This is a genomic window from Actinomyces marseillensis (assembly GCF_900155605.1).
Taxonomy (GTDB): domain Bacteria; phylum Actinomycetota; class Actinomycetes; order Actinomycetales; family Actinomycetaceae; genus Pauljensenia; species Pauljensenia marseillensis.
In genome coordinates this window covers 827,863-845,370 of the sequence record NZ_LT707420.1, presented here as the reverse complement: position 1 = coordinate 845,370, position 17,508 = coordinate 827,863, and the positions used below count along the sequence as shown (strand labels likewise).

Sequence of the window (17,508 nt, the reverse complement as noted above, 5' to 3'; positions counted from 1 at the left end):
CCCGCCCTACACGCGTACGTCTCTCAGAGGCTCACAGCGCCAAGTTTTCCTTCACGACATCAGCCAAGCGCGAAGCGACACCATCAGCTTGCGCCTGTGTCGCTGCCTCGACCATGACGCGAACCAAAGGCTCGGTACCGGAGGGGCGGAGCAAGACGCGTCCGGTATTGCCCAGCACAGCCTCGGCGGCAGCAACGGCCTCGGCCACGACCGGGTCGCTATTCGCGCGCGAACGATCCACTCCCCCAACGTTGATGAGCGTCTGAGGAAGGCGCTTGATGAAGCTGGTCAGGTCGGCCAGATCTCGGCCAGATTCCTTCACCATGCGTGCCAACAGCAGCGAGGAGAGGATGCCGTCGCCGGTAGTTGCGTACTTCTTCGCAATGATGTGTCCGGACTGCTCTCCGCCCAGCGAGTAGCCACCTTCGAGCATGGCTTCTAGGACATAACGGTCACCAACTCCGGTCTGGACCGTCTTGATCCCTGCCTCTTGCATGGCAAGAATCAAACCAAGATTCGACATGACAGTGACAACCAAGGTGTCCTTTGCAAGCTGGCCCTCATCACGCATGTGCACAGCCAGTGCGCCCATAATCTTGTCGCCGTCAACAATGTTGCCATCGCGGTCCACAGCCAGGCAGCGGTCGGCATCGCCATCGTAGGCAACACCGAAGTCAGCTTCGGAAGCAACGGTCAGGGCCTGAAGCTGCTCGGGGTGGGTTGAACCGGCCTTGTCGTTAATGTTGCGACCATCGGGAGCCGCGTTAATAACAACGGCATCTGCACCCGCCTGCCGGAAAGCCTCGGGAGCAAGGAAAGAGGCACCGCCATTTGCGCAGTCAACCGCAATTCGGAGGCCATGAAGGTCGGTGCCCAAGGACGTCATCAGGTGCTCGATGTAGGACTTTTCCGCCCAGTCATCGTCATATTCGACCTCACCGACAGCAGCGCCGGTCGGACGATCCCACGAAGTGTTGAGAAGCTCTTGAATCTGGTCTTCAACTTGGTCGGGAAGCTTGTAGCCGCCGTGAGCAAAGAACTTAATGCCATTGTCGGGCATGGGGTTGTGCGAGGCGGAAATCATGACGCCCAAGTCGACTGAGGACGAGGCCGTCAGATGTGCAACGGTGGGAGTGGTCACGACGCCAACGCGAACAACGTCCATTCCCGCGCTAGCCAAACCTGCTGCCAGCGCGTGGTCCAGGAACTCGCCGGAGATTCGCGTATCGCGACCAATGATCGCCTTTGGCTTATGTCCCGAGGCCGGGCGTCCCTGAATCGTCAGGCGCGCTGCCGCTTCACCCAGTTCCAAGGCAAGGGGCGCAGTCAAGTCAACATTTGCAAGTCCACGCACGCCATCTGTTCCGAACAACCTGGCCATCGGGGTACCTCCCGCTCGAAAATTAATCCACCGCTATTCTAGCTGCTCACTCTTCACTCAATCGATTGACCTGCAACCAACATTGCAGGAAAGCAAGCAGAGAACTAGGCATTCCGAATACAAAAAGTGTGGCCCCAATCTTCCGATTGGGGCCACACCTTGAAGTAAAGGCGAAGATCAGCGCTTCGAGAACTGCGAAGCCTTGCGTGCCTTCTTGAGGCCTGCCTTCTTACGCTCAACAGCGCGGGCATCGCGGGTCAGGAAGCCAGCCTTCTTCAGTGCGGGACGGTTCGCGTCACGATCGATCTCGTTCAGTGCACGCGAAATGCCCAGGCGCAGCGCACCGGCCTGGCCGGAGATGCCGCCGCCATTGATACGAGCGATCACGTCGAAGCGACCGTCGATATCAAGCAGGGTGAAGGGGGACTTCACGAGCTGCTGGTGCAGCTTGTTCGGGAAGTAATCTTCAAGAGTGCGTCCGTTAATGGTCCACTGGCCGTTGCCGGGAACCAGGCGAACACGGGCAACGGCTTCCTTACGGCGGCCAAGGCCCGCGCCGGGCGCGGTGATGGACTGACCAGCACCAGCAGGCGCTGACTCAGTCTCTGTGGTGTAGGAGCTGGGGACAACTTCCTCATCCAGCTCAAGAATCTCGGTGGTCTCAGCCACAGTTCTCCTCAGTGCAGTTCGTTGGGCTCAGAAGCGCGACGCGCTCACTGGGCGACCTGGGTGATTTCGTAGGGAATCGGCTGCTGGCCGATGTGCGGGTGCTCAGCTCCAGCGTAAACGTGCAGCTTCTTGAACTGCGCGCGGCCGAGGCTGGTGTGAGGAAGCATGCCGCGGACTGCCTTCTCGACTGCGCGTTCAGGACGCTCAGCCATGAGATCGCGATAGCGTGTTGCGCTCAGACCACCGGGGCGACCGGAGTGGCGGTAGGCCATCTTCTGGTCAAGCTTCTTACCGGTGAGGGCAACCTTGTCCGCATTAATGATGATGACGTAATCGCCCATATCGAGGTGAGGGGCAAACGTCGGCTTGTGCTTCCCACGAAGGATAGCGGCAACTTGAGCCGCCAGGCGACCGAGGACGACGTCAGTGGCGTCGATGACGTACCACTGCTTGTCGGCATCCGCCGGCTTAGGTGAATAGGTGCGCACGGGCGTAACCTTCAATTCTTTCTGTCATGGGGCCTAGCATCGAGTGTTCGACGCACCGGCCCGCTATGAAACGGTTCCGCGAGGCATCAGCCGAATTTCTTCTCCGGCGAGTGGGAAGGCACCAGAGGTCCAGCTGACACACAGCACCTGTTAGTTTATGCGCCAAAAGGCAGCGGGGTCAAAGCGCAGACCAGAGTGTGGCTTATTCCTCATATCGTTTCTGAATCAACCAGCGCAGCAATTGCCACCCATCGCCCACTCTTCAACGCTTCCATCGAAGGCAAAGCCGCGAACCCTGCGAGTGCGGCGAACCTGCGCACTCCACTCGGCCTCGTCGGGGTAGCTAACGGATTCCAAAGTCAGCCCGTGGGCGGGGGCAATAGGCGCCGCGTCTCGGCGCGAGGCCTTCTCGAGCAGCTGCACGGGCCACGTCTCCTCGCGCGCTCCCCTACCGACTTCAATAAGGGCACCGACAAGGGATCGAACCATAGAGTGGCAGAAGGCATCCGCACGCACGTGGCACTCAAGGACGCCACTCCCCCCGGCCTCGGGAATAATACGCAACTCACGCAGTTCGCGAATCGTCGTCGCCCCCTCACGCGGGCGGCAATACGCAAGGAAGTCGTGCTCACCCAGCAGTGGTTGCGCCGCGCGGTTCATCGCCTCGATATCGAGAGCGTGGGGGACCTCGCACACGTCCCAGCGCCGAGCCAAGGGAAGCTGTCCCTCGGGGGCGAGGCGATAAGTGTAGGCGCGCTCAAGGGCAGCGAAGCGCGCATCGAAGTCAGAACTGACGACACTCACGCGATCAATGCGCACATCGCTGGTTCCTCGAGGGACCTTCAGTCCACTGCCGATTGCGAAATCAACATAGGCGCGCCCCAAGAGGGAGTTCACTCGCCGCTGGAGAGCCTCGGCGCACACTGCGCTCAGTTCCCCTTCGTCGCTAGGTTGGTTCTTCTCCCTCACGAGGCCGTGGAAGGCTTCAGCGGAGCAGTCGAAGTGAGCAACCTGGTGACGCGCGTGGACTCCCGCGTCGGTCCGCCCTGCGACGGTGAGCGTAATGGAGTGGCGAAGAATCGTCTCAAGGGCAAGGGTGAGAACTCCTTGAACAGTGCGTAGGCCATCTTGAGAGGCCCAGCCGTGAAAGAAAGTCCCATCATAGGCAAGGTCAAGACGGATCCTCAGCGAGGCAGATTCTAAAGCTCCCACGAGCGCACTCCCCCAATAATTCCCGCGTCGTTGGGGACGATGATGACATCATCCCCAAGCTTTTCACGTTGCGAAGGAACAATGCGCTTAGAGTTTCCCCCACCCAAATAGAGGCGATCCCACATGTACATGGGGCGCAGGCCCTCAACGACGCGGCGGACGCGACGTGACCAGTGCATATCACCCAAGCGCAAGCGTTCATGCTCGCCGATGTAGTCGTCGTAGGTGAGTCCCCAGCGAATCGGCCCCTGGGAGACTTCAACGTGTGGGGCAAGGCGCCCGCCGTCAAAAACGGCGTTTCCAAGCCCCGTGCCCAAAGTGATAATCATTTCGAGGCCTCGGCCGGTCACAACACCCGCACCCGCGACTTCTGCATCATTGAGGACTTTAGTGGGCAGGCTCAACGCCTTCTCCAACGCACCTGCCATATCAAAGTGATCCCACAAGGTGACAAGTTCAGGGACAACGCGAGAACGGGGACCATCTTTGGTGATGTAGTGCGGAGTGGCAATGACAATGCCGTGGCGAATCATTCCCGGCATTCCAAGGGTGACTCGATCGGCAGCCGGAAGCTGCGAGGCCAATTCGACGACAGTATCGACCAAGAGCTGCGGAGGAAGAGGATAGGGAGTCGGAGTACGTTTTGGCGGAGCAACCATTGTTCCCTGTCCATCGAGTACAGAGGCTTTAATTCCGCCGCCGCCGCAATCCACTGCCAGTGTCATCTCGCGAGTCATAGCTACAGGCTACAGCCACCACCGGCTTTCATCCTGAAGAGGAAAGAAAAATAGAGGTCACATTGGGTGTAGCACAAGGGCCGGGCACCACACGTGTGGTGCCCGGCCCTGAAAAGTCGCCTACGCGAGCGTGGTCACTTCTCTTCTTCGACCTGCTCGGCGGCGTCAGCTTCTTCGCCGGCCTCGGCTGCGATTTCTTCAGCCTCGTTAGCCTTGGCGAGGTCGCCTTCTTCACGAGCCTCTTCGGCGCGCTCTGCAGCTGCTTCTGCGGCTTCCTCAGCTTCTGCTACAACTTCAGCAGCAGCGGCCTTTTCGGCGGCCTTCTCAGCAGACTTCACGACTGCCTTCTTCTCGACGGCCTCCATGCAGAACTCGATCTGCATCATGGGGGCGTTGTCGCCCTTGCGGTTGCCCAGGCGGGTCAGGCGGGTGTAGCCGCCCTTACGCTCGGGGTCAAGAGCAGGAGCAATGACGTCGAACAGGGTGTAGAGGGCATCGCGGTCGGTGATGACGCGTGCAACGGTACGGCGAGCGTGGATGTCGCCGCGCTTTGCCTTGGTCACGAGCTTCTCAACGAAGGGGCGCAGGGCCTTAGCCTTGGCCTCGGTCGTGGTCAGAGAGCGGTGTTCAATGAGCTGAGTCGCGAGGTTCTTGAGGATCAGCTTCTGGTGTGCCGGGCTTCCGCCCAGACGAGCACCCTTCTTGGGGGTGGGCATTTTGTCTCCTAGGAATTTATGCGTCCACCGGACGCAGCATGTCAGATGGACTGGTCGTCGCTGAAGTGGATGGACCCGGATTCGCTGGCCTCACCGGAGGGCAGGACGGAATCCTTCAGGGTCATACCAAGGGTTGCAAGAGCTTCCTTGATTTCTTCAATCGACTTCGTTCCGAAGTTGCGAATGTCAAGCAGATCCGCCTCGGAGTGAGCCACGAGCTCGCCAACAGTGAGGATTCCGCGGCGACGCAGGGCGTTGTAGGAACGCGACTGCAGGCCGAGGTTCTCAATGGGCAGCGCGAGGTCGGCAGCGAGAGTGGCATCGGTGGTCGAGGGACCAACTTCAATGCCTTCGGCTTCCTCGTTCAGTTCGCGCATCAAACCAAAGAGCTCAACCAAGGTCTTGCCAGCGGAGGCAACGGCGTCACGCGGGGTGATTGCCGGCTTGGTTTCGACATCGATGATCAGGCGATCGAAGTCGGTGCGCTGCTCAACACGCGTTGCCTCGACCTTGTAGGTCACCTTGACAACGGGCGAGTAGATCGAATCGATCGGGATGCGAGAAATCTCAGCCTGAGGATCCTTGTTCTGAGCTGCCGAAACGTAGCCGCGGCCACGCTCAACAGTCAGCTCGATCTCCAGCTTGCCCTTCTCATTGAGGGTTGCCAGGTGCAGATCGGGGTTGTGAATCTCAACGCCAGCCGGAGGGGTGATATCCCCTGCGACGACCTCTCCCGGACCTGCCTTGCGCAGGTACATAACAACCGGCTCGTCGTTCTCGGAAGAGAGAACGATCTGCTTGATGTTCAGGATGATCTCGGCAACGTCTTCCTTCACGCCCTCGATCGTGCGGAACTCGTGAGGCACTCCATCAATACGGATGGAGGTCACAGCAGCGCCGGGGATCGACGAGAGCAGGGTTCGGCGCAGGGAGTTACCCAGCGTGTAGCCGAAACCGGGCTCAAGGGGCTCCAGGATGAAACGGGAGCGCAGTTCGCTGACCTTCTCTTCGGTCAGGATGGGTCGCTCTGCAATGAGCACGTCTTAGTCCTTTCTTCCCGGCGCCCGCCATATGACGCCGGATAGGGGTCCCGCATTGCGGGGAAAAAGGTAAGGACGAGGCCACGGATTCTTTTGTGATCCCGCCCAGACGTGGGGGGTGGATTTCCGTCGGATTTCCACCCTCCGAGGCTCAGACGCGACGACGCTTCGGGGGACGAGCGCCGTTGAATGCCTGGGGCGTCACGTCCTGGATCGAGCCAACTTCCAGGCCAGCAGCCTGCAGCGAGCGGATCGCGGTCTCACGGCCGGAGCCGGGACCCTTCACGAAGACGTCGACCTTCTTCATGCCGTGCTCCTGAGCGCGACGCGCGGCAGCCTCGGCGGCAAGCTGAGCAGCGAAGGGAGTCGACTTACGCGAACCCTTGAAGCCCACCTGACCGGAAGAGGCCCAGGAGATCACTGCACCGGTGGGGTCAGTGATAGAAACGATAGTGTTGTTGAACGTCGACTTGATGTACGCGTGTCCGTGAGTAACGTTCTTTGAAATCCGGCGGCGCGGCTTGCGTCCAGCGCCGGAACGAGTGGTCTTTGCAGCCATTACTTTCAGTTCCTTCGAAGTCGTGTTGTATCAGTCCACACAGGACTGAGTGGCTTTACTTAGCCTTCTTCTTACCTGCAACGGTGCGCTTGGGGCCCTTGCGGGTACGCGCATTGGTCTTGGTGCGCTGACCGTGGACCGGCAGGCCACGACGGTGACGAAGTCCCTGGTAGGATCCGATCTCAATCTTGCGACGGATATCTGCCTGAACCTCACGACGCAGATCGCCTTCCACCTTAAAGGTGTTCTCGATGTATTCGCGCAGCTTGACGAGGTCTTCCTCGGTAGCATCCTTCACGCGAAGATCGGGGCTCACGCCGGTGGCCTCGAGGGTCTCCTTGGCGCGGGTGCGTCCAACTCCATAGATGTACGTGAGCGCGATCTCCATACGCTTTTCGCGAGGGAGGTCGACGCCGGCAATACGTGCCATGTTTATGCTCCAAATTGTTCATCGGAGGTCGTCACCACTCCTCCCGGGTGAGCCACCCGGCCCCGGCCTCCGAACCGAGGGTCGCGCAAGCGCGTGTGGAATGATGCTGCCGGATTGCTCCGGCGTTTTCACAGCGAGGGATCAGCCCTGACGCTGCTTGTGCCTGGGGTTGTCACAGATGACCATGACGTTGCCGTGGCGACGAATCACCTTGCACTTGTCACAGATCTTCTTGACACTCGGCTTGACCTTCATGGTGTGTACCTCCGCTACCCGCGGGTAGCTTGTGTCGGTTTGTTCACTTGTAGCGGTAGACGATGCGGCCTCGGGAGAGGTCGTAGGGGCTCAGCTCGACGACCACACGGTCCTCGGGCAGAATGCGGATGTAGTGCTGACGCATCTTGCCGGCAATGTGGCCAAGCACGATGTGTCCATTGCTCAATTCCACGCGGAACATCGCATTCGGCAAGGCTTCGACAACCGTACCTTCGATTTCGATGACGCCGTCCTTCTTCGCCATATCCTCCGTCTATCCTCTACTACTTTTTCGGAATCGGGCGGCCACAGGCCGCTCGGGATGGTCTTTGAAAACAGGCATACTGATCCCAAAGACACGTCCAAGGGTCGAGCCTACGCTATTTGAGGCCCTCTTGAAAAGCCGGAGACAATGTCTATCGCCTCACGCTTAATGTCAGTCGAGGCTGACCGGGGTCACGCCGAAGGGCGCTAAGCCAGCCACTCCCCCATCGATCGCACTGAGAATACTGATGCCATCGTCGAGGATCGCCACGGTATGCTCCCACTGAGCGGCATCTGAACCGTCAACCGAACGCACGGTCCAGTCATCGTTTTCTGTCAGGGTCTCAATATCACCGGTCGTCAGCATCGGTTCCACAGCAAGAACCATTCCCGGACGCAATTTCGGCATGAGTCCGCGCACGCGATAGTTCAGAACCTCCGGGTCCTGATGCATCTTTGTTCCGATGCCGTGCCCCGTGAAGTCCTCAATGATTCCCGCTTCCCAGCCCAGGTCTTCCGCGCGTTCAGCAACGACGCGTTCCACGGCCTCGCCGATCGCGCTCACACGCTTTCCATGCGCGACGGAAGCAAGCGCGGCCCACAAAGCCTCGCGCGTCACCAGGTCCAGCTCACGCCTGCGCGCGACGCTCCCCTGCTTCGATACCACTGCCGAGGCCTCGGCCGGCGAGGACGCACCTGCTGCAGGAAGTGCGCTACCCCAGCGCTTGCCTGCTCCGGGGCCTTGGTGGCGGCGCACCCAAGTGGCGGCAAAGTCCTCGTCGCTCGTGAATTCGTCGCCAATGACCAAGGTGAAGGCAGCGTCACCGTGCCACTGCTGGCCAGAGCGCTCGAGCCATGCGCCACAGTCAAAGCTCACGATGTCACCGGCGGCAAGCTTGTACTTTCCAGGAATGCCATGGACGATAACGTCATTGGGGGAAATACATACGGTGGCGGGATAACCGTAGTAGTTGAGGAAATTCGAACGAGCACCACAGCGGCGGATCGCGTCGGCGCTCACTTCGTCAAGTTCAGCTGTCGTGATACCAGGGCGTGCTGCTTCACGCAGGCTGCGGTGAATTTCTGCGACGACAAGTCCAGACTCACGCATCCACTTCATCTGGTCGCGAGTTTTGTATTCAATGCGAGACATGCTGTTTCCTTCAGATAAAAATTATGGGGCGCGATGGTCGTTTGCCACCGCGCCCCAGTTTTGCGTCAACGCCACATCGAGCGCCATGTACGCAATGCTTTAGTTATTGAGACCGTCCAAGACTGCGAAGATGCGTTCGCTGACTTCGTCAATCGTTCCGCGACCATCGATTGCCTGAAGCAGATCCTGGTCTGCGTAGTAGGTGGCCATGGGCTCGGTCAGTTCATGGTAGATCTCGAGGCGGTGGCGGATCACGGGTTCGGTGTCATCCGCGCGGTTCTGCTCGGTCGCGCGCTTGAGCATGCGAGCAACAACCTCGTCTTCGTCGACCTGAATTTCGAGGACGACGTCGAGGCTAACACCCAGCTCAGCGAGCATGTCGCGTAGCACATGTGCTTGCTCGAGCGTGCGCGGGTATCCGTCAAGAAGGAAACCATTTGCGGTGTCGGGCGCCGCGAGGCGAACCTTCACCATGGGGTTCGTGACAGAGTCGGGAACGAACTCTCCGCGTTCCATGTACTCCTTGGCACGCTTGCCCAGCTCAGTGCCCTCGGACATATTGGCGCGGAAAATCTCTCCGGTCGAGATCGCGGGAATACCCAAACGCTCGGCGATACGTGCTGCCTGTGTGCCCTTGCCCGCTCCGGGAGGGCCGAGGAGAACGATAGCGGTCATCGCAAGAATCCTTCGTAGTGGTGCTGTTGAAGCTGTGTATTAATTTCCTTCACCGTCTGCAGGCCGACACCGATGATAATCAGAAGGGTCGTGCCGCCGAAGGGCATTTGTCCTTGAGAAATATGCAGCGGGATGATCGCCAACGACGGGATCAATGCGACAGTGACCAAGTAGAGAGCACCGGCGGTGGTGATTCGGTTGATCACGTAGCGCAGATATTCAGCCGTCGGACGGCCGGCACGATAGCCGGGAATAAAGCCACCGTAGCGCTTCATGTTGTCCGCTACTTCATCGGGATCGAAAGTGATCGCGGTGTAGAAGAAGGTGAAGAAGAGCGTGAGCAGGGCGTAGGTGGTCAAGTAGGGCCACGCGTCCTGATGGAAGTTGGCGCTGATCCATTGGACCCACTTGGAGTCCTGGCGGCCAAACTGAGCAAGCATCGGGGGGAATGCAAGAAGAGATGATGCGAAGATGACCGGGATAACACCGGACATGTTGATCTTGAGCGGGATATAGGTGGTGGTTCCACCGTATTGGCGCCGGCCGATCATGCGCTTTGCGTACTGAACCGGAATTCGGCGCTGAGCCTGCTCGAGGTAGACAACCACAATCGAGACGACAAGCATGAGGCCGAGGATCGCGAAGACCGCTCCCCACTTACCGCCCTGGCCGATGGTCAGAAGCTGCGCGGGCATACGCGCGGTGATTGAGGTGAAGATCAAGAGGGACATACCGTTACCGATGCCGCGCTCGGTGATCAATTCACCCAGCCACATGATGACACCGGTACCGGCCGTCATCACGATCATCATGAGGAGGAAGGTCCACACGGAGTTTGAGGGAATAACCTTCTCTGCGCATCCGGCGAAAAGGTTGCCGGAGCGGGCCAGTGAGATCATCGTCGTCGACTGGAGAATACCCAAGAAGATTGTGAGGTAACGCGTGTACTGCGTGAGCTTTGCTTGGCCTGTCTGACCTTCCTTGTGGAGGTCGTCGAAGCGCGGGATCACGACGCGAAGAAGCTGGATAATAATCGACGCGGTGATGTAGGGCATGATGCCCAACGCGAAGACAGACAACTGGAGGAGCGCCCCACCGGAGAATAGGTTGACGAGGTCCAAAAGCGAGGCGTCGTTTTGCTGAGCTAGACACTTCGCAACTGCCTGTGAGTCAACGCCCGGAGTTGGGATGAAGGATCCAAGACGGAACATCGCCATAATGAACAGCGAGAAAAGAAGCTTCCGTCGAAGATCTGGGGTACGGAATGCCTGCGCGAACGCACTGAGCAAGGCTTCCTCCTAGTAGATGGAATAAATGCGATCCACAGATCGCAGGACTCCCAAAAGCCTACCTGAAATAACACTGATTCTGTGAATTAAAGGTAGCAAACTTGGAAAACTGTGAGATGAGTAAAGGCCCTCTCCCCTATGTGCGATGCCGCTTGTGGGGATCAGGCCGTGTTGGTGAGAAAGCGGAACGGGGGTGGCCCGGAAACCGAGCCACCCCCGTGGCAATCACTACTTAGCGGGTCTTGATAGATCCGCCAGCAGCAGTAATCTTTGCTTCTGCAGAAGCCGACCAGGAGTCGACCTCAACCTCGAGCTTAACAGTGAGCTCGCCGGTGCCCAGCACCTTAACTGCCCAACCGTCACGCACCGCATTGCGTGCAACGAGATCCTCGACAGTCACCTTTCCACCTTCGGGGAAAAGCTCCTGCAGACGACCGACGTTGACGACCTGGTACTCAACGCGGAAGGGGTTCTTGAAACCACGCAGCTTGGGAAGGCGCATGTGGATGGGCATCTGTCCACCCTCGAAGCCTGCGGGAACCTGGTAACGGGCCTTGGTGCCCTTGGTACCACGTCCAGCGGTCTTACCCTTTGAACCTTCACCGCGGCCAACGCGGGTCTTCGCGGTCTTTGCACCAGCGGCGGGACGCAGGTGGTGCAGTCGAACGACGCGCACCTGCTCTTCACCGGTGTTCTTCGTGGAGTCCGCCATGGTCAGTCGACCTCCTCAACAGTAACCAGGTGACGCACCGTGTGGATCGCACCGCGAACGGTTTCCGAATCCTCACGAACGACGCTCTGGCCGATCTTGCGCAGCCCGAGGGTGCGCAGTGTGTCCTTCATGTTCTGCTTGGCGCCGATGGAGGACTTGACCTGTGTGATCTTCAGATTTGCCATCACTCAGTCACCCCCGCTGCAGCCTTGTCAGCTTCGCTTGCCTCTGCGGCAGCGCGCTTCTCAGCTTCGCCTTCTGCGCGTGCACGGAGCATCGAGGCCGGAGCAACGCGCTCGAGCGGAAGACCGCGGCGAGCTGCGACTGCTTCGGGCTGTTCCAGAAGCTTCAGTGCGGCAACAGTTGCATGAACAATGTTGATTGCGTTGTCAGAACCGAGCGACTTCGTCAACACGTCGTGGACGCCTGCAGCCTCGAGGACTGCACGGACGGGGCCGCCGGCGATAACGCCGGTACCGGGGGCTGCCGGACGAAGCAGAACTTCGCCGGCCGCGTCGCGGCCCTGAACAACGTGAGTGATGGTACGGCGGATCATGGGGACGCGGAAGAAGTTCTTCTTCGCTTCCTCAACACCCTTGGAAATAGCCTGGGGAACTTCCTTGGCCTTTCCGTAGCCGATACCGACGGTGCCTTCACCGTCACCGACGACAACCAGAGCGGTGAAGGAGAAACGACGTCCACCCTTCACAACCTTGGACACGCGGTTGATGGTGACAACACGCTCGATGTACTGATCTTTGTTTTCGCCCCGACGAGCGTCGCGGTTCTCGCGACCGGAGCGACGGTCACGGCGTTCGCCGTCGCCTGAGCGCTCGGCGCCTTCCTGACCGTTCCTGCTTCGCTGCGATGCAGCCATCAGTTGATCTCCCTTTCCTCGAGCCTCAGTCACAGCTCAAGTCCGCCCTCACGGGCGGCTTCTGCGACTGCCGCAACGCGGCCGTGGTACTTATTGCCACCGCGGTCGAAGACCACAGCGGTGATGCCTGCGGCCTTTGCGCGCTCTGCGATGAGAGTGCCGACCTGGTAGGCCTTGTCCTTCTTCGTACCTTCAGCGGCAACGAGTGCAGCTTCCTTGGTCGAAGCGGAGACCAGAGTGTGACCGATGGTATCGTCCACAATCTGTGCGACCATATGGCGGTTCGAACGGGTGACAACCAAACGCGGACGCGCAGGGGTGCCCTGAACCTTCTTGCGCAGGCGCAGGTGACGACGCTTGCGAGCGACGAACTTGCCCTTGCCCTTGACTGTGTACGCCATCACTTACCAGCCTTTCCAACCTTGCGACGGATGGTCTCGCCCACGTAGTGGATACCCTTGCCCTTGTAGGGTTCAGGCTTCTTGAGCTTACGGATGCGAGCGGCGGTCTCTCCGACGAGCTGCTTGTCGATGCCTGCGACGGTGAACTTCGTCTGAGACTCAACGGTGAACTCGATGCCCTCGGGAGCGGTGACCAGGACCGTGTGCGAGAAACCGAGGGAGAACTCAAGGTCCTTGCCCTTGGCAACAACGCGGTAACCGGTACCGGCGATTTCGAGCTGCTTGGAGAAGCCCTTCGTCACACCTTCGATCATGTTAGCGATCAGGGTGCGAGTCAGGCCGTGAAGCGAACGCGCGACGCGGTCATCGCTGGGGCGGGTCACAACGACCTGGCTTCCTTCGATGGCGACGTTGATCGGTTCAGCCACAACGTGGCTCAGCGTTCCCTTGGGGCCCTTGACGGTAACGTCTGCACCATTGATGGTGACGTCAACGCCGGCGGGGATATCGATCGGATTCTTACCAATACGCGACATTACTCAGCCTCCTCATCACCAGATGTAGGCGAGGACTTCCCCACCCACACCCTTCTCGGCTGCCTGGCGGTCGGTGAGCAGGCCGGAAGACGTGGACAGAATTGCCACGCCGAGGCCGCCGCGGACCTTGGGCAGGTTGGTGGACTTGGCATAGACGCGCAGACCGGGCTTGGAAACGCGCTGCAGGCCCTCGATGGCGGACTCGCGGTGCGAGCCGTACTTGAGGGTGATGACGAGCGTCTTGCCGACCTTGGCATCCTCGACGTCGATAGAGGCAATGTAGCCTTCCTCGACGAGAATCTTCGCGATTGCGGCTTTGAGCTTCGAGTACGGCATTGAAACCGACTCGTGGCGCGCATGGTTCGCGTTACGCAGACGCGTCAGCATGTCTGCGATCGGATCAGTCATTGTCATTTGGGGATTCTCCCCTTCCTCGTCGCGGTTTCTCCGGTAACCCGGGACCTACGACGTCAGTTTTACCAGCTGCTCTTGGTGACACCCGGAAGATCGCCACGAAGGGCGAGCTCACGCAGGCACACACGGCACAGTCCGAACTTGCGGTACACCGAGCGGGGACGACCGCAGCGGTTGCACCGGGTGTAGCCGCGCACGCCGAACTTGGGCTTACGCGCAGCCTTGATCTTCAGTGACGTCTTAGCCATGGTCAGTCCTCCTTAAACGGGAAGCCGAGGTGACGCAGGAGGGCGCGGCCCTCTTCGTCGGTGGAGGCCGAGGTGACGACCGTGATATCCATGCCGCGAACGCGGTCGATGGAATCCTGATCGATCTCGTGGAACATGGACTGCTCCGTCAGGCCAAAGGTGTAGTTGCCGTGTCCGTCGAACTGCTTCGAGGACAGACCGCGGAAGTCACGAATACGCGGAAGCGCAGTCGAGAGCAGACGGTCAAGGAACTCCCACATGCGATCGCCACGCAGCGTCACGAAAGCGCCAATAACCTGGCCCTCACGCAGCTTGAACTGTGCGATCGACTTCTTCGCCTTACTCGTCTGAGGCTTCTGGCCAGTGATGGCAGTGAGGTCGCGGATCGCGCCCTCAAGTGCCTTCGAATCACGAGCCGCCTCGCCGACGCCCATGTTGACAACGATCTTGACAAGACCGCCAACCTGCATGGGGTTTTCGTGCTTGAACTCTTCGCGCAGAGCGTCACGAATTTCGGAGTTGTACTTTTCCTTCAAACGCGGGGCCATTGTCAGATCTCCTTGCCCTGCTCGATACCGCGGCGAGCACCGCCACGGGTGACGCGGACGCGAACGGTGCGCGTACGGCCGTCACGCTCAACGGTGTCCTCGCGGAAGCCAACGCGAACGCGCTGCTTCGTCTCGGGATCCACCAGAGCAACCTTCGACAGCGAGATCGGAGCCTCGACGGTGATGATGCCGCCGGCCTGGCCCTGAGTCTGTCCCTGACGAACATGGCGGGTCTTCAGGTTAATGCCCTCAACGAGGACCTTTTCCTCAGCGGGGAAAACGCGGATAACGCGACCCTGCTTGCCCTTGTCGCCGGGCTTGAGGGGCGCGAGGCCCTGCTCTGCACGGCGAGCATTGCGCTTTGCGAGTTCCTTTTCATCCGAGGTACGTCCACGAACGACCTCGACCAAGTCACCCTTACGAATCTTCGCTGCCATCAGATCACCTCCGGTGCGAGAGAAACGATTCGCATGAACTTCTTTTCACGCAGCTCGCGGCCCACGGGGCCGAAGATACGCGTACCGCGGGGTTCACCGTCATTCTTGAGAATGACTGCCGCGTTTTCATCGAAACGGATGTAGGAACCGTCGGGGCGACGGGTCTCCTTGCGCGTACGCACGATGACCGCCTTGACGACGTCCCCCTTCTTAACATTGCCGCCAGGGATAGCATCCTTGACGGTGGCGACGATCACGTCGCCGATTCCGGCATAACGCCGACCAGATCCGCCGAGAACACGGATGGTGAGGATTTCCTTAGCACCTGTGTTGTCGGCGACCTTCAGTCGCGACTCCTGCTGGATCATTTTCTACTGACTCCTGTCGTCGAGCCGGTTCTCTGCCCCGGAGTTTCCTCCGGGGCCGAGCCTTGCCGAACGGATTTCGGTCTGTTAGGCGAAGGTCACTTCGCCTTTTCGAGAATCTCGACCACGCGCCACCGCTTGGTGGCGGAGAGCGGACGAGTCTCCATAATCAGGACGAGGTCGCCAACGGAGCACTCGTTGTGCTCGTCGTGAACCTTGACCTTCTTGCTCTTGCGCATAACCTTGCCGTAGAGGGCGTGCTTGACACGGTCCTCAATCTCAACGACAACGGTCTTGTCCATCTTGTCACTGGTGACGTAGCCACGACGGACCTTGCGCTCGTTGCGCACAGTGCTTTCTGCCATGTTTGTCACTCCTCAGTGCCAGGTGCGGTGCGGTAGCCAAGCTCCCGTTCACGCGCGATGGTGTAAATGCGGGCGATATTACGACGAACAGTCTTCATACGACCGTTGTCTTCAAGGGAGCCAACTGCCTGCGCGAAGCGGAGGTTGAAGAGCTCAGCCTTTGCCTTCTCGAGTTCGGTGGACAGTTGTGCATCGTCCATGGCGTCGAGATCGGCGGTGGTCAGACCCTTTTCGGCCATCAGTTGTCACCACCCTCGCGGACCACGAAACGGGTCTTCATCGGAAGCTTGTGCTGGGCGCGACGCATTGCCTCGCGGGCAAGAGCCTCGGGCACGCCGGCCAGCTCGAACATGATGCGTCCCGGCTTAACGGGAGCGACCCACCACTCAACGGCACCCTTACCGGAACCCATACGGGTTTCGGCGGGCTTCTTGGTCAGCGGGCGGTCGGGGAAGATGTTGATCCACACCTTGCCACCACGCTTAACGTGACGGGTCATTGCGATACGAGCAGCTTCGATCTGACGGTTGGTCACGTAGGCACCCTCAAGTGCCTGAATGCCGTAATCGCCGAATGCGAGCTCCGTGCCGCCGGTCGCAAAACCGGTGCGGTGCGGGCGGTGCTGCTTACGCCACTTAGTACGACGGGGAATGAGCATTGGGCTCAGGCCTCCGTTCCGGTCTCGGTAGCGGCAGGTGCCTCAGTTGAAGCTTCCTGCTGCTGAGTGTTCTCCTGCTGCTGCTGGCCACGCTGGCCGCGACGCGGGTTGCGGCGCTCGCCACCACGGCGTCCGCCGCGGTTGGCCTGCTCAGCCTGCTGGCGGGCAAACTCACGCTCGGTGATATCGCCCTTGTAGATCCACACCTTGACGCCAATACGACCAAAGGTGGTACGCGCCTCGTGGAATCCNGCCATTGTCAGATCTCCTTGCCCTGCTCGATACCGCGGCGAGCACCGCCACGGGTGACGCGGACGCGAACGGTGCGCGTACGGCCGTCACGCTCAACGGTGTCCTCGCGGAAGCCAACGCGAACGCGCTGCTTCGTCTCGGGATCCACCAGAGCAACCTTCGACAGCGAGATCGGAGCCTCGACGGTGATGATGCCGCCGGCCTGGCCCTGAGTCTGTCCCTGACGAACATGGCGGGTCTTCAGGTTAATGCCCTCAACGAGGACCTTTTCCTCAGCGGGGAAAACGCGGATAACGCGACCCTGCTTGCCCTTGTCGCCGGGCTTGAGGGGCGCGAGGCCCTGCTCTGCACGGCGAGCATTGCGCTTTGCGAGTTCCTTTTCATCCGAGGTACGTCCACGAACGACCTCGACCAAGTCACCCTTACGAATCTTCGCTGCCATCAGATCACCTCCGGTGCGAGAGAAACGATTCGCATGAACTTCTTTTCACGCAGCTCGCGGCCCACGGGGCCGAAGATACGCGTACCGCGGGGTTCACCGTCATTCTTGAGAATGACTGCCGCGTTTTCATCGAAACGGATGTAGGAACCGTCGGGGCGACGGGTCTCCTTGCGCGTACGCACGATGACCGCCTTGACGACGTCCCCCTTCTTAACATTGCCGCCAGGGATAGCATCCTTGACGGTGGCGACGATCACGTCGCCGATTCCGGCATAACGCCGACCAGATCCGCCGAGAACACGGATGGTGAGGATTTCCTTAGCACCTGTGTTGTCGGCGACCTTCAGTCGCGACTCCTGCTGGATCATTTTCTACTGACTCCTGT

The 17,508-nt window shown here is 59.8% G+C and carries 29 protein-coding genes and 1 pseudogene; all 30 read right to left on the bottom strand.

Features of this window, described 5'->3' with window-relative positions:
• Nucleotides 1-31: 31 nt before the first annotated feature.
• The gene (glmM, locus tag BQ8011_RS03625; RefSeq protein WP_072457398.1) at nucleotides 32-1,381 is read right to left on the bottom strand and encodes a phosphoglucosamine mutase; all 1,350 of its coding nucleotides are present in this window, start codon (nucleotides 1,379-1,381) and stop codon (nucleotides 32-34) included.
• A gap of 177 nt (nucleotides 1,382-1,558) precedes the next feature.
• Nucleotides 1,559-2,050, bottom strand: a complete 492-nt coding sequence (rpsI, locus tag BQ8011_RS03620; protein ID WP_009408809.1) for a 30S ribosomal protein S9 — start codon at nucleotides 2,048-2,050, stop codon at nucleotides 1,559-1,561.
• 44 nt (nucleotides 2,051-2,094) lie between these two features.
• Complete coding sequence (rplM, locus tag BQ8011_RS03615; protein WP_019126481.1) at nucleotides 2,095-2,538, bottom strand: 50S ribosomal protein L13; 444 nt, start codon at nucleotides 2,536-2,538, stop codon at nucleotides 2,095-2,097.
• A gap of 225 nt (nucleotides 2,539-2,763) precedes the next feature.
• Entirely contained in the window at nucleotides 2,764-3,750 is a 987-nt protein-coding gene (locus BQ8011_RS03610) for a tRNA pseudouridine synthase A (protein ID WP_072457396.1), read from the bottom strand.
• On the bottom strand, nucleotides 3,738-4,487 hold the full coding sequence (locus BQ8011_RS03605) for an ROK family protein (RefSeq protein ID WP_072457394.1): 750 nt from the start codon (nucleotides 4,485-4,487) through the stop codon (nucleotides 3,738-3,740). Before BQ8011_RS03605 ends, BQ8011_RS03610 begins: the two co-directional genes overlap by 13 nt.
• Before the next feature lie 134 nt (nucleotides 4,488-4,621).
• Nucleotides 4,622-5,203 carry a 50S ribosomal protein L17 gene (gene rplQ / locus BQ8011_RS03600; protein WP_072457392.1) on the bottom strand — a complete coding sequence of 194 codons (582 nt, stop codon included), beginning with the start codon at nucleotides 5,201-5,203 and terminating at the stop codon, nucleotides 4,622-4,624.
• A 41-nt stretch (nucleotides 5,204-5,244) separates the two neighbouring features.
• On the bottom strand, nucleotides 5,245-6,243 hold the full coding sequence (locus BQ8011_RS03595) for a DNA-directed RNA polymerase subunit alpha (protein WP_009408803.1): 999 nt from the start codon (nucleotides 6,241-6,243) through the stop codon (nucleotides 5,245-5,247).
• 151 nt (nucleotides 6,244-6,394) lie between these two features.
• Nucleotides 6,395-6,802, bottom strand: coding sequence for a 30S ribosomal protein S11 (gene rpsK / locus BQ8011_RS03590; RefSeq protein WP_009408802.1), 408 nt, complete (start codon nucleotides 6,800-6,802; stop codon nucleotides 6,395-6,397).
• A 55-nt stretch (nucleotides 6,803-6,857) separates the two neighbouring features.
• Nucleotides 6,858-7,232, bottom strand: a complete 375-nt coding sequence (gene rpsM, locus BQ8011_RS03585) for a 30S ribosomal protein S13 (protein ID WP_009408801.1) — start codon at nucleotides 7,230-7,232, stop codon at nucleotides 6,858-6,860.
• Between the two features lie 141 nt (nucleotides 7,233-7,373).
• Nucleotides 7,374-7,487, bottom strand: a complete 114-nt coding sequence (rpmJ, locus tag BQ8011_RS03580; protein ID WP_003790577.1) for a 50S ribosomal protein L36 — start codon at nucleotides 7,485-7,487, stop codon at nucleotides 7,374-7,376.
• A 43-nt stretch (nucleotides 7,488-7,530) separates the two neighbouring features.
• Nucleotides 7,531-7,752: a translation initiation factor IF-1 gene (infA, locus tag BQ8011_RS03575; RefSeq protein WP_034501345.1), complete on the bottom strand. Its 222-nt coding sequence runs from the start codon at nucleotides 7,750-7,752 to the stop codon at nucleotides 7,531-7,533.
• Between the two features lie 171 nt (nucleotides 7,753-7,923).
• Nucleotides 7,924-8,904: a type I methionyl aminopeptidase gene (locus tag BQ8011_RS03570; RefSeq protein WP_072457390.1), complete on the bottom strand. Its 981-nt coding sequence runs from the start codon at nucleotides 8,902-8,904 to the stop codon at nucleotides 7,924-7,926.
• Between the two features lie 99 nt (nucleotides 8,905-9,003).
• Nucleotides 9,004-9,579, bottom strand: a complete 576-nt coding sequence (locus tag BQ8011_RS03565; protein WP_034501343.1) for an adenylate kinase — start codon at nucleotides 9,577-9,579, stop codon at nucleotides 9,004-9,006.
• A complete protein-coding gene (gene secY, locus BQ8011_RS03560) occupies nucleotides 9,576-10,868 on the bottom strand; it encodes a preprotein translocase subunit SecY (RefSeq protein WP_072457389.1) in 1,293 nt (430 codons plus the stop codon). The genes BQ8011_RS03565 and secY overlap by 4 nt, the downstream gene beginning before the upstream one ends.
• A 232-nt stretch (nucleotides 10,869-11,100) precedes the next feature.
• Nucleotides 11,101-11,580 carry a 50S ribosomal protein L15 gene (rplO, locus tag BQ8011_RS03555; protein WP_034501341.1) on the bottom strand — a complete coding sequence of 160 codons (480 nt, stop codon included), beginning with the start codon at nucleotides 11,578-11,580 and terminating at the stop codon, nucleotides 11,101-11,103.
• Nucleotides 11,581-11,582: 2 nt separating this feature from the next.
• A complete protein-coding gene (rpmD, locus tag BQ8011_RS03550; RefSeq protein WP_034501339.1) occupies nucleotides 11,583-11,765 on the bottom strand; it encodes a 50S ribosomal protein L30 in 183 nt (60 codons plus the stop codon).
• Nucleotides 11,765-12,457: a 30S ribosomal protein S5 gene (gene rpsE / locus BQ8011_RS03545; protein ID WP_034501435.1), complete on the bottom strand. Its 693-nt coding sequence runs from the start codon at nucleotides 12,455-12,457 to the stop codon at nucleotides 11,765-11,767. Before rpsE ends, rpmD begins: the two co-directional genes overlap by 1 nt.
• 29 nt (nucleotides 12,458-12,486) lie before the next feature.
• Nucleotides 12,487-12,858, bottom strand: coding sequence for a 50S ribosomal protein L18 (rplR, locus tag BQ8011_RS03540; RefSeq protein WP_034501337.1), 372 nt, complete (start codon nucleotides 12,856-12,858; stop codon nucleotides 12,487-12,489).
• The gene (rplF, locus tag BQ8011_RS03535; protein ID WP_034501334.1) at nucleotides 12,858-13,394 is read right to left on the bottom strand and encodes a 50S ribosomal protein L6; all 537 of its coding nucleotides are present in this window, start codon (nucleotides 13,392-13,394) and stop codon (nucleotides 12,858-12,860) included. Before rplF ends, rplR begins: the two co-directional genes overlap by 1 nt.
• Nucleotides 13,395-13,409: 15 nt before the next feature.
• The gene (gene rpsH / locus BQ8011_RS03530) at nucleotides 13,410-13,808 is read right to left on the bottom strand and encodes a 30S ribosomal protein S8 (protein WP_034501333.1); all 399 of its coding nucleotides are present in this window, start codon (nucleotides 13,806-13,808) and stop codon (nucleotides 13,410-13,412) included.
• 62 nt (nucleotides 13,809-13,870) lie between these two features.
• On the bottom strand, nucleotides 13,871-14,056 hold the full coding sequence (locus tag BQ8011_RS03525; protein WP_009408789.1) for a type Z 30S ribosomal protein S14: 186 nt from the start codon (nucleotides 14,054-14,056) through the stop codon (nucleotides 13,871-13,873).
• A gap of 2 nt (nucleotides 14,057-14,058) precedes the next feature.
• Nucleotides 14,059-14,604, bottom strand: coding sequence for a 50S ribosomal protein L5 (gene rplE / locus BQ8011_RS03520; protein WP_034501332.1), 546 nt, complete (start codon nucleotides 14,602-14,604; stop codon nucleotides 14,059-14,061).
• Nucleotides 14,605-14,606: 2 nt separating this feature from the next.
• Nucleotides 14,607-15,041: a 50S ribosomal protein L24 gene (rplX, locus tag BQ8011_RS03515; protein ID WP_034501330.1), complete on the bottom strand. Its 435-nt coding sequence runs from the start codon at nucleotides 15,039-15,041 to the stop codon at nucleotides 14,607-14,609.
• On the bottom strand, nucleotides 15,041-15,409 hold the full coding sequence (gene rplN, locus BQ8011_RS03510; RefSeq protein WP_034501327.1) for a 50S ribosomal protein L14: 369 nt from the start codon (nucleotides 15,407-15,409) through the stop codon (nucleotides 15,041-15,043). Before rplN (BQ8011_RS03510) ends, rplX (BQ8011_RS03515) begins: the two co-directional genes overlap by 1 nt.
• 95 nt (nucleotides 15,410-15,504) lie before the next feature.
• Nucleotides 15,505-15,771, bottom strand: coding sequence for a 30S ribosomal protein S17 (rpsQ, locus tag BQ8011_RS03505; RefSeq protein ID WP_034501324.1), 267 nt, complete (start codon nucleotides 15,769-15,771; stop codon nucleotides 15,505-15,507).
• A 5-nt stretch (nucleotides 15,772-15,776) separates the two neighbouring features.
• Nucleotides 15,777-16,010 (bottom strand): 50S ribosomal protein L29, encoded by a 234-nt coding sequence (rpmC, locus tag BQ8011_RS03500; RefSeq protein WP_034501321.1) that lies wholly within the window; start codon nucleotides 16,008-16,010, stop codon nucleotides 15,777-15,779.
• On the bottom strand, nucleotides 16,010-16,429 hold the full coding sequence (gene rplP, locus BQ8011_RS03495; RefSeq protein ID WP_034501318.1) for a 50S ribosomal protein L16: 420 nt from the start codon (nucleotides 16,427-16,429) through the stop codon (nucleotides 16,010-16,012). The genes rpmC and rplP overlap by 1 nt, the downstream gene beginning before the upstream one ends.
• Before the next feature lie 5 nt (nucleotides 16,430-16,434).
• Nucleotides 16,435-16,680 (bottom strand): annotated as a pseudogene (locus BQ8011_RS03490) (30S ribosomal protein S3); the annotation flags it as partial.
• A gap of 8 nt (nucleotides 16,681-16,688) precedes the next feature.
• Nucleotides 16,689-17,123, bottom strand: a complete 435-nt coding sequence (gene rplX / locus BQ8011_RS03485; RefSeq protein ID WP_034501330.1) for a 50S ribosomal protein L24 — start codon at nucleotides 17,121-17,123, stop codon at nucleotides 16,689-16,691.
• Nucleotides 17,123-17,491: a 50S ribosomal protein L14 gene (rplN, locus tag BQ8011_RS03480; RefSeq protein ID WP_034501327.1), complete on the bottom strand. Its 369-nt coding sequence runs from the start codon at nucleotides 17,489-17,491 to the stop codon at nucleotides 17,123-17,125. The genes rplX (BQ8011_RS03485) and rplN (BQ8011_RS03480) overlap by 1 nt, the downstream gene beginning before the upstream one ends.
• Nucleotides 17,492-17,508 lie beyond the last annotated feature (17 nt).

Coding starts and splice junctions, on each gene's coding strand:
- glmM (WP_072457398.1), bottom strand. CDS start 1,381: ATGGCCAGGTTGTTCGGAACAGATGGCGTGCGTGGACTTGCAAATGTT.
- BQ8011_RS03605 (WP_072457394.1), bottom strand. CDS start 4,487: ATGACTCGCGAGATGACACTGGCAGTGGATTGCGGCGGCGGCGGAATT.
- rplQ (WP_072457392.1), bottom strand. CDS start 5,203: ATGCCCACCCCCAAGAAGGGTGCTCGTCTGGGCGGAAGCCCGGCACAC.
- rpsK (WP_009408802.1), bottom strand. CDS start 6,802: ATGGCTGCAAAGACCACTCGTTCCGGCGCTGGACGCAAGCCGCGCCGC.
- rpsM (WP_009408801.1), bottom strand. CDS start 7,232: ATGGCACGTATTGCCGGCGTCGACCTCCCTCGCGAAAAGCGTATGGAG.
- rpmJ (WP_003790577.1), bottom strand. CDS start 7,487: ATGAAGGTCAAGCCGAGTGTCAAGAAGATCTGTGACAAGTGCAAGGTG.
- infA (WP_034501345.1), bottom strand. CDS start 7,752: ATGGCGAAGAAGGACGGCGTCATCGAAATCGAAGGTACGGTTGTCGAA.
- BQ8011_RS03570 (WP_072457390.1), bottom strand. CDS start 8,904: ATGTCTCGCATTGAATACAAAACTCGCGACCAGATGAAGTGGATGCGT.
- BQ8011_RS03565 (WP_034501343.1), bottom strand. CDS start 9,579: ATGACCGCTATCGTTCTCCTCGGCCCTCCCGGAGCGGGCAAGGGCACA.
- rplO (WP_034501341.1), bottom strand. CDS start 11,580: ATGGCGGACTCCACGAAGAACACCGGTGAAGAGCAGGTGCGCGTCGTT.
- rpmD (WP_034501339.1), bottom strand. CDS start 11,765: ATGGCAAATCTGAAGATCACACAGGTCAAGTCCTCCATCGGCGCCAAG.
- rpsE (WP_034501435.1), bottom strand. CDS start 12,457: ATGGCTGCATCGCAGCGAAGCAGGAACGGTCAGGAAGGCGCCGAGCGC.
- rplR (WP_034501337.1), bottom strand. CDS start 12,858: ATGGCGTACACAGTCAAGGGCAAGGGCAAGTTCGTCGCTCGCAAGCGT.
- rplF (WP_034501334.1), bottom strand. CDS start 13,394: ATGTCGCGTATTGGTAAGAATCCGATCGATATCCCCGCCGGCGTTGAC.
- rpsH (WP_034501333.1), bottom strand. CDS start 13,808: ATGACAATGACTGATCCGATCGCAGACATGCTGACGCGTCTGCGTAAC.
- BQ8011_RS03525 (WP_009408789.1), bottom strand. CDS start 14,056: ATGGCTAAGACGTCACTGAAGATCAAGGCTGCGCGTAAGCCCAAGTTC.
- rplE (WP_034501332.1), bottom strand. CDS start 14,604: ATGGCCCCGCGTTTGAAGGAAAAGTACAACTCCGAAATTCGTGACGCT.
- rplX (WP_034501330.1), bottom strand. CDS start 15,041: ATGGCAGCGAAGATTCGTAAGGGTGACTTGGTCGAGGTCGTTCGTGGA.
- rplN (WP_034501327.1), bottom strand. CDS start 15,409: ATGATCCAGCAGGAGTCGCGACTGAAGGTCGCCGACAACACAGGTGCT.
- rpsQ (WP_034501324.1), bottom strand. CDS start 15,771: ATGGCAGAAAGCACTGTGCGCAACGAGCGCAAGGTCCGTCGTGGCTAC.
- rpmC (WP_034501321.1), bottom strand. CDS start 16,010: ATGGCCGAAAAGGGTCTGACCACCGCCGATCTCGACGCCATGGACGAT.
- rplP (WP_034501318.1), bottom strand. CDS start 16,429: ATGCTCATTCCCCGTCGTACTAAGTGGCGTAAGCAGCACCGCCCGCAC.
- rplX (WP_034501330.1), bottom strand. CDS start 17,123: ATGGCAGCGAAGATTCGTAAGGGTGACTTGGTCGAGGTCGTTCGTGGA.
- rplN (WP_034501327.1), bottom strand. CDS start 17,491: ATGATCCAGCAGGAGTCGCGACTGAAGGTCGCCGACAACACAGGTGCT.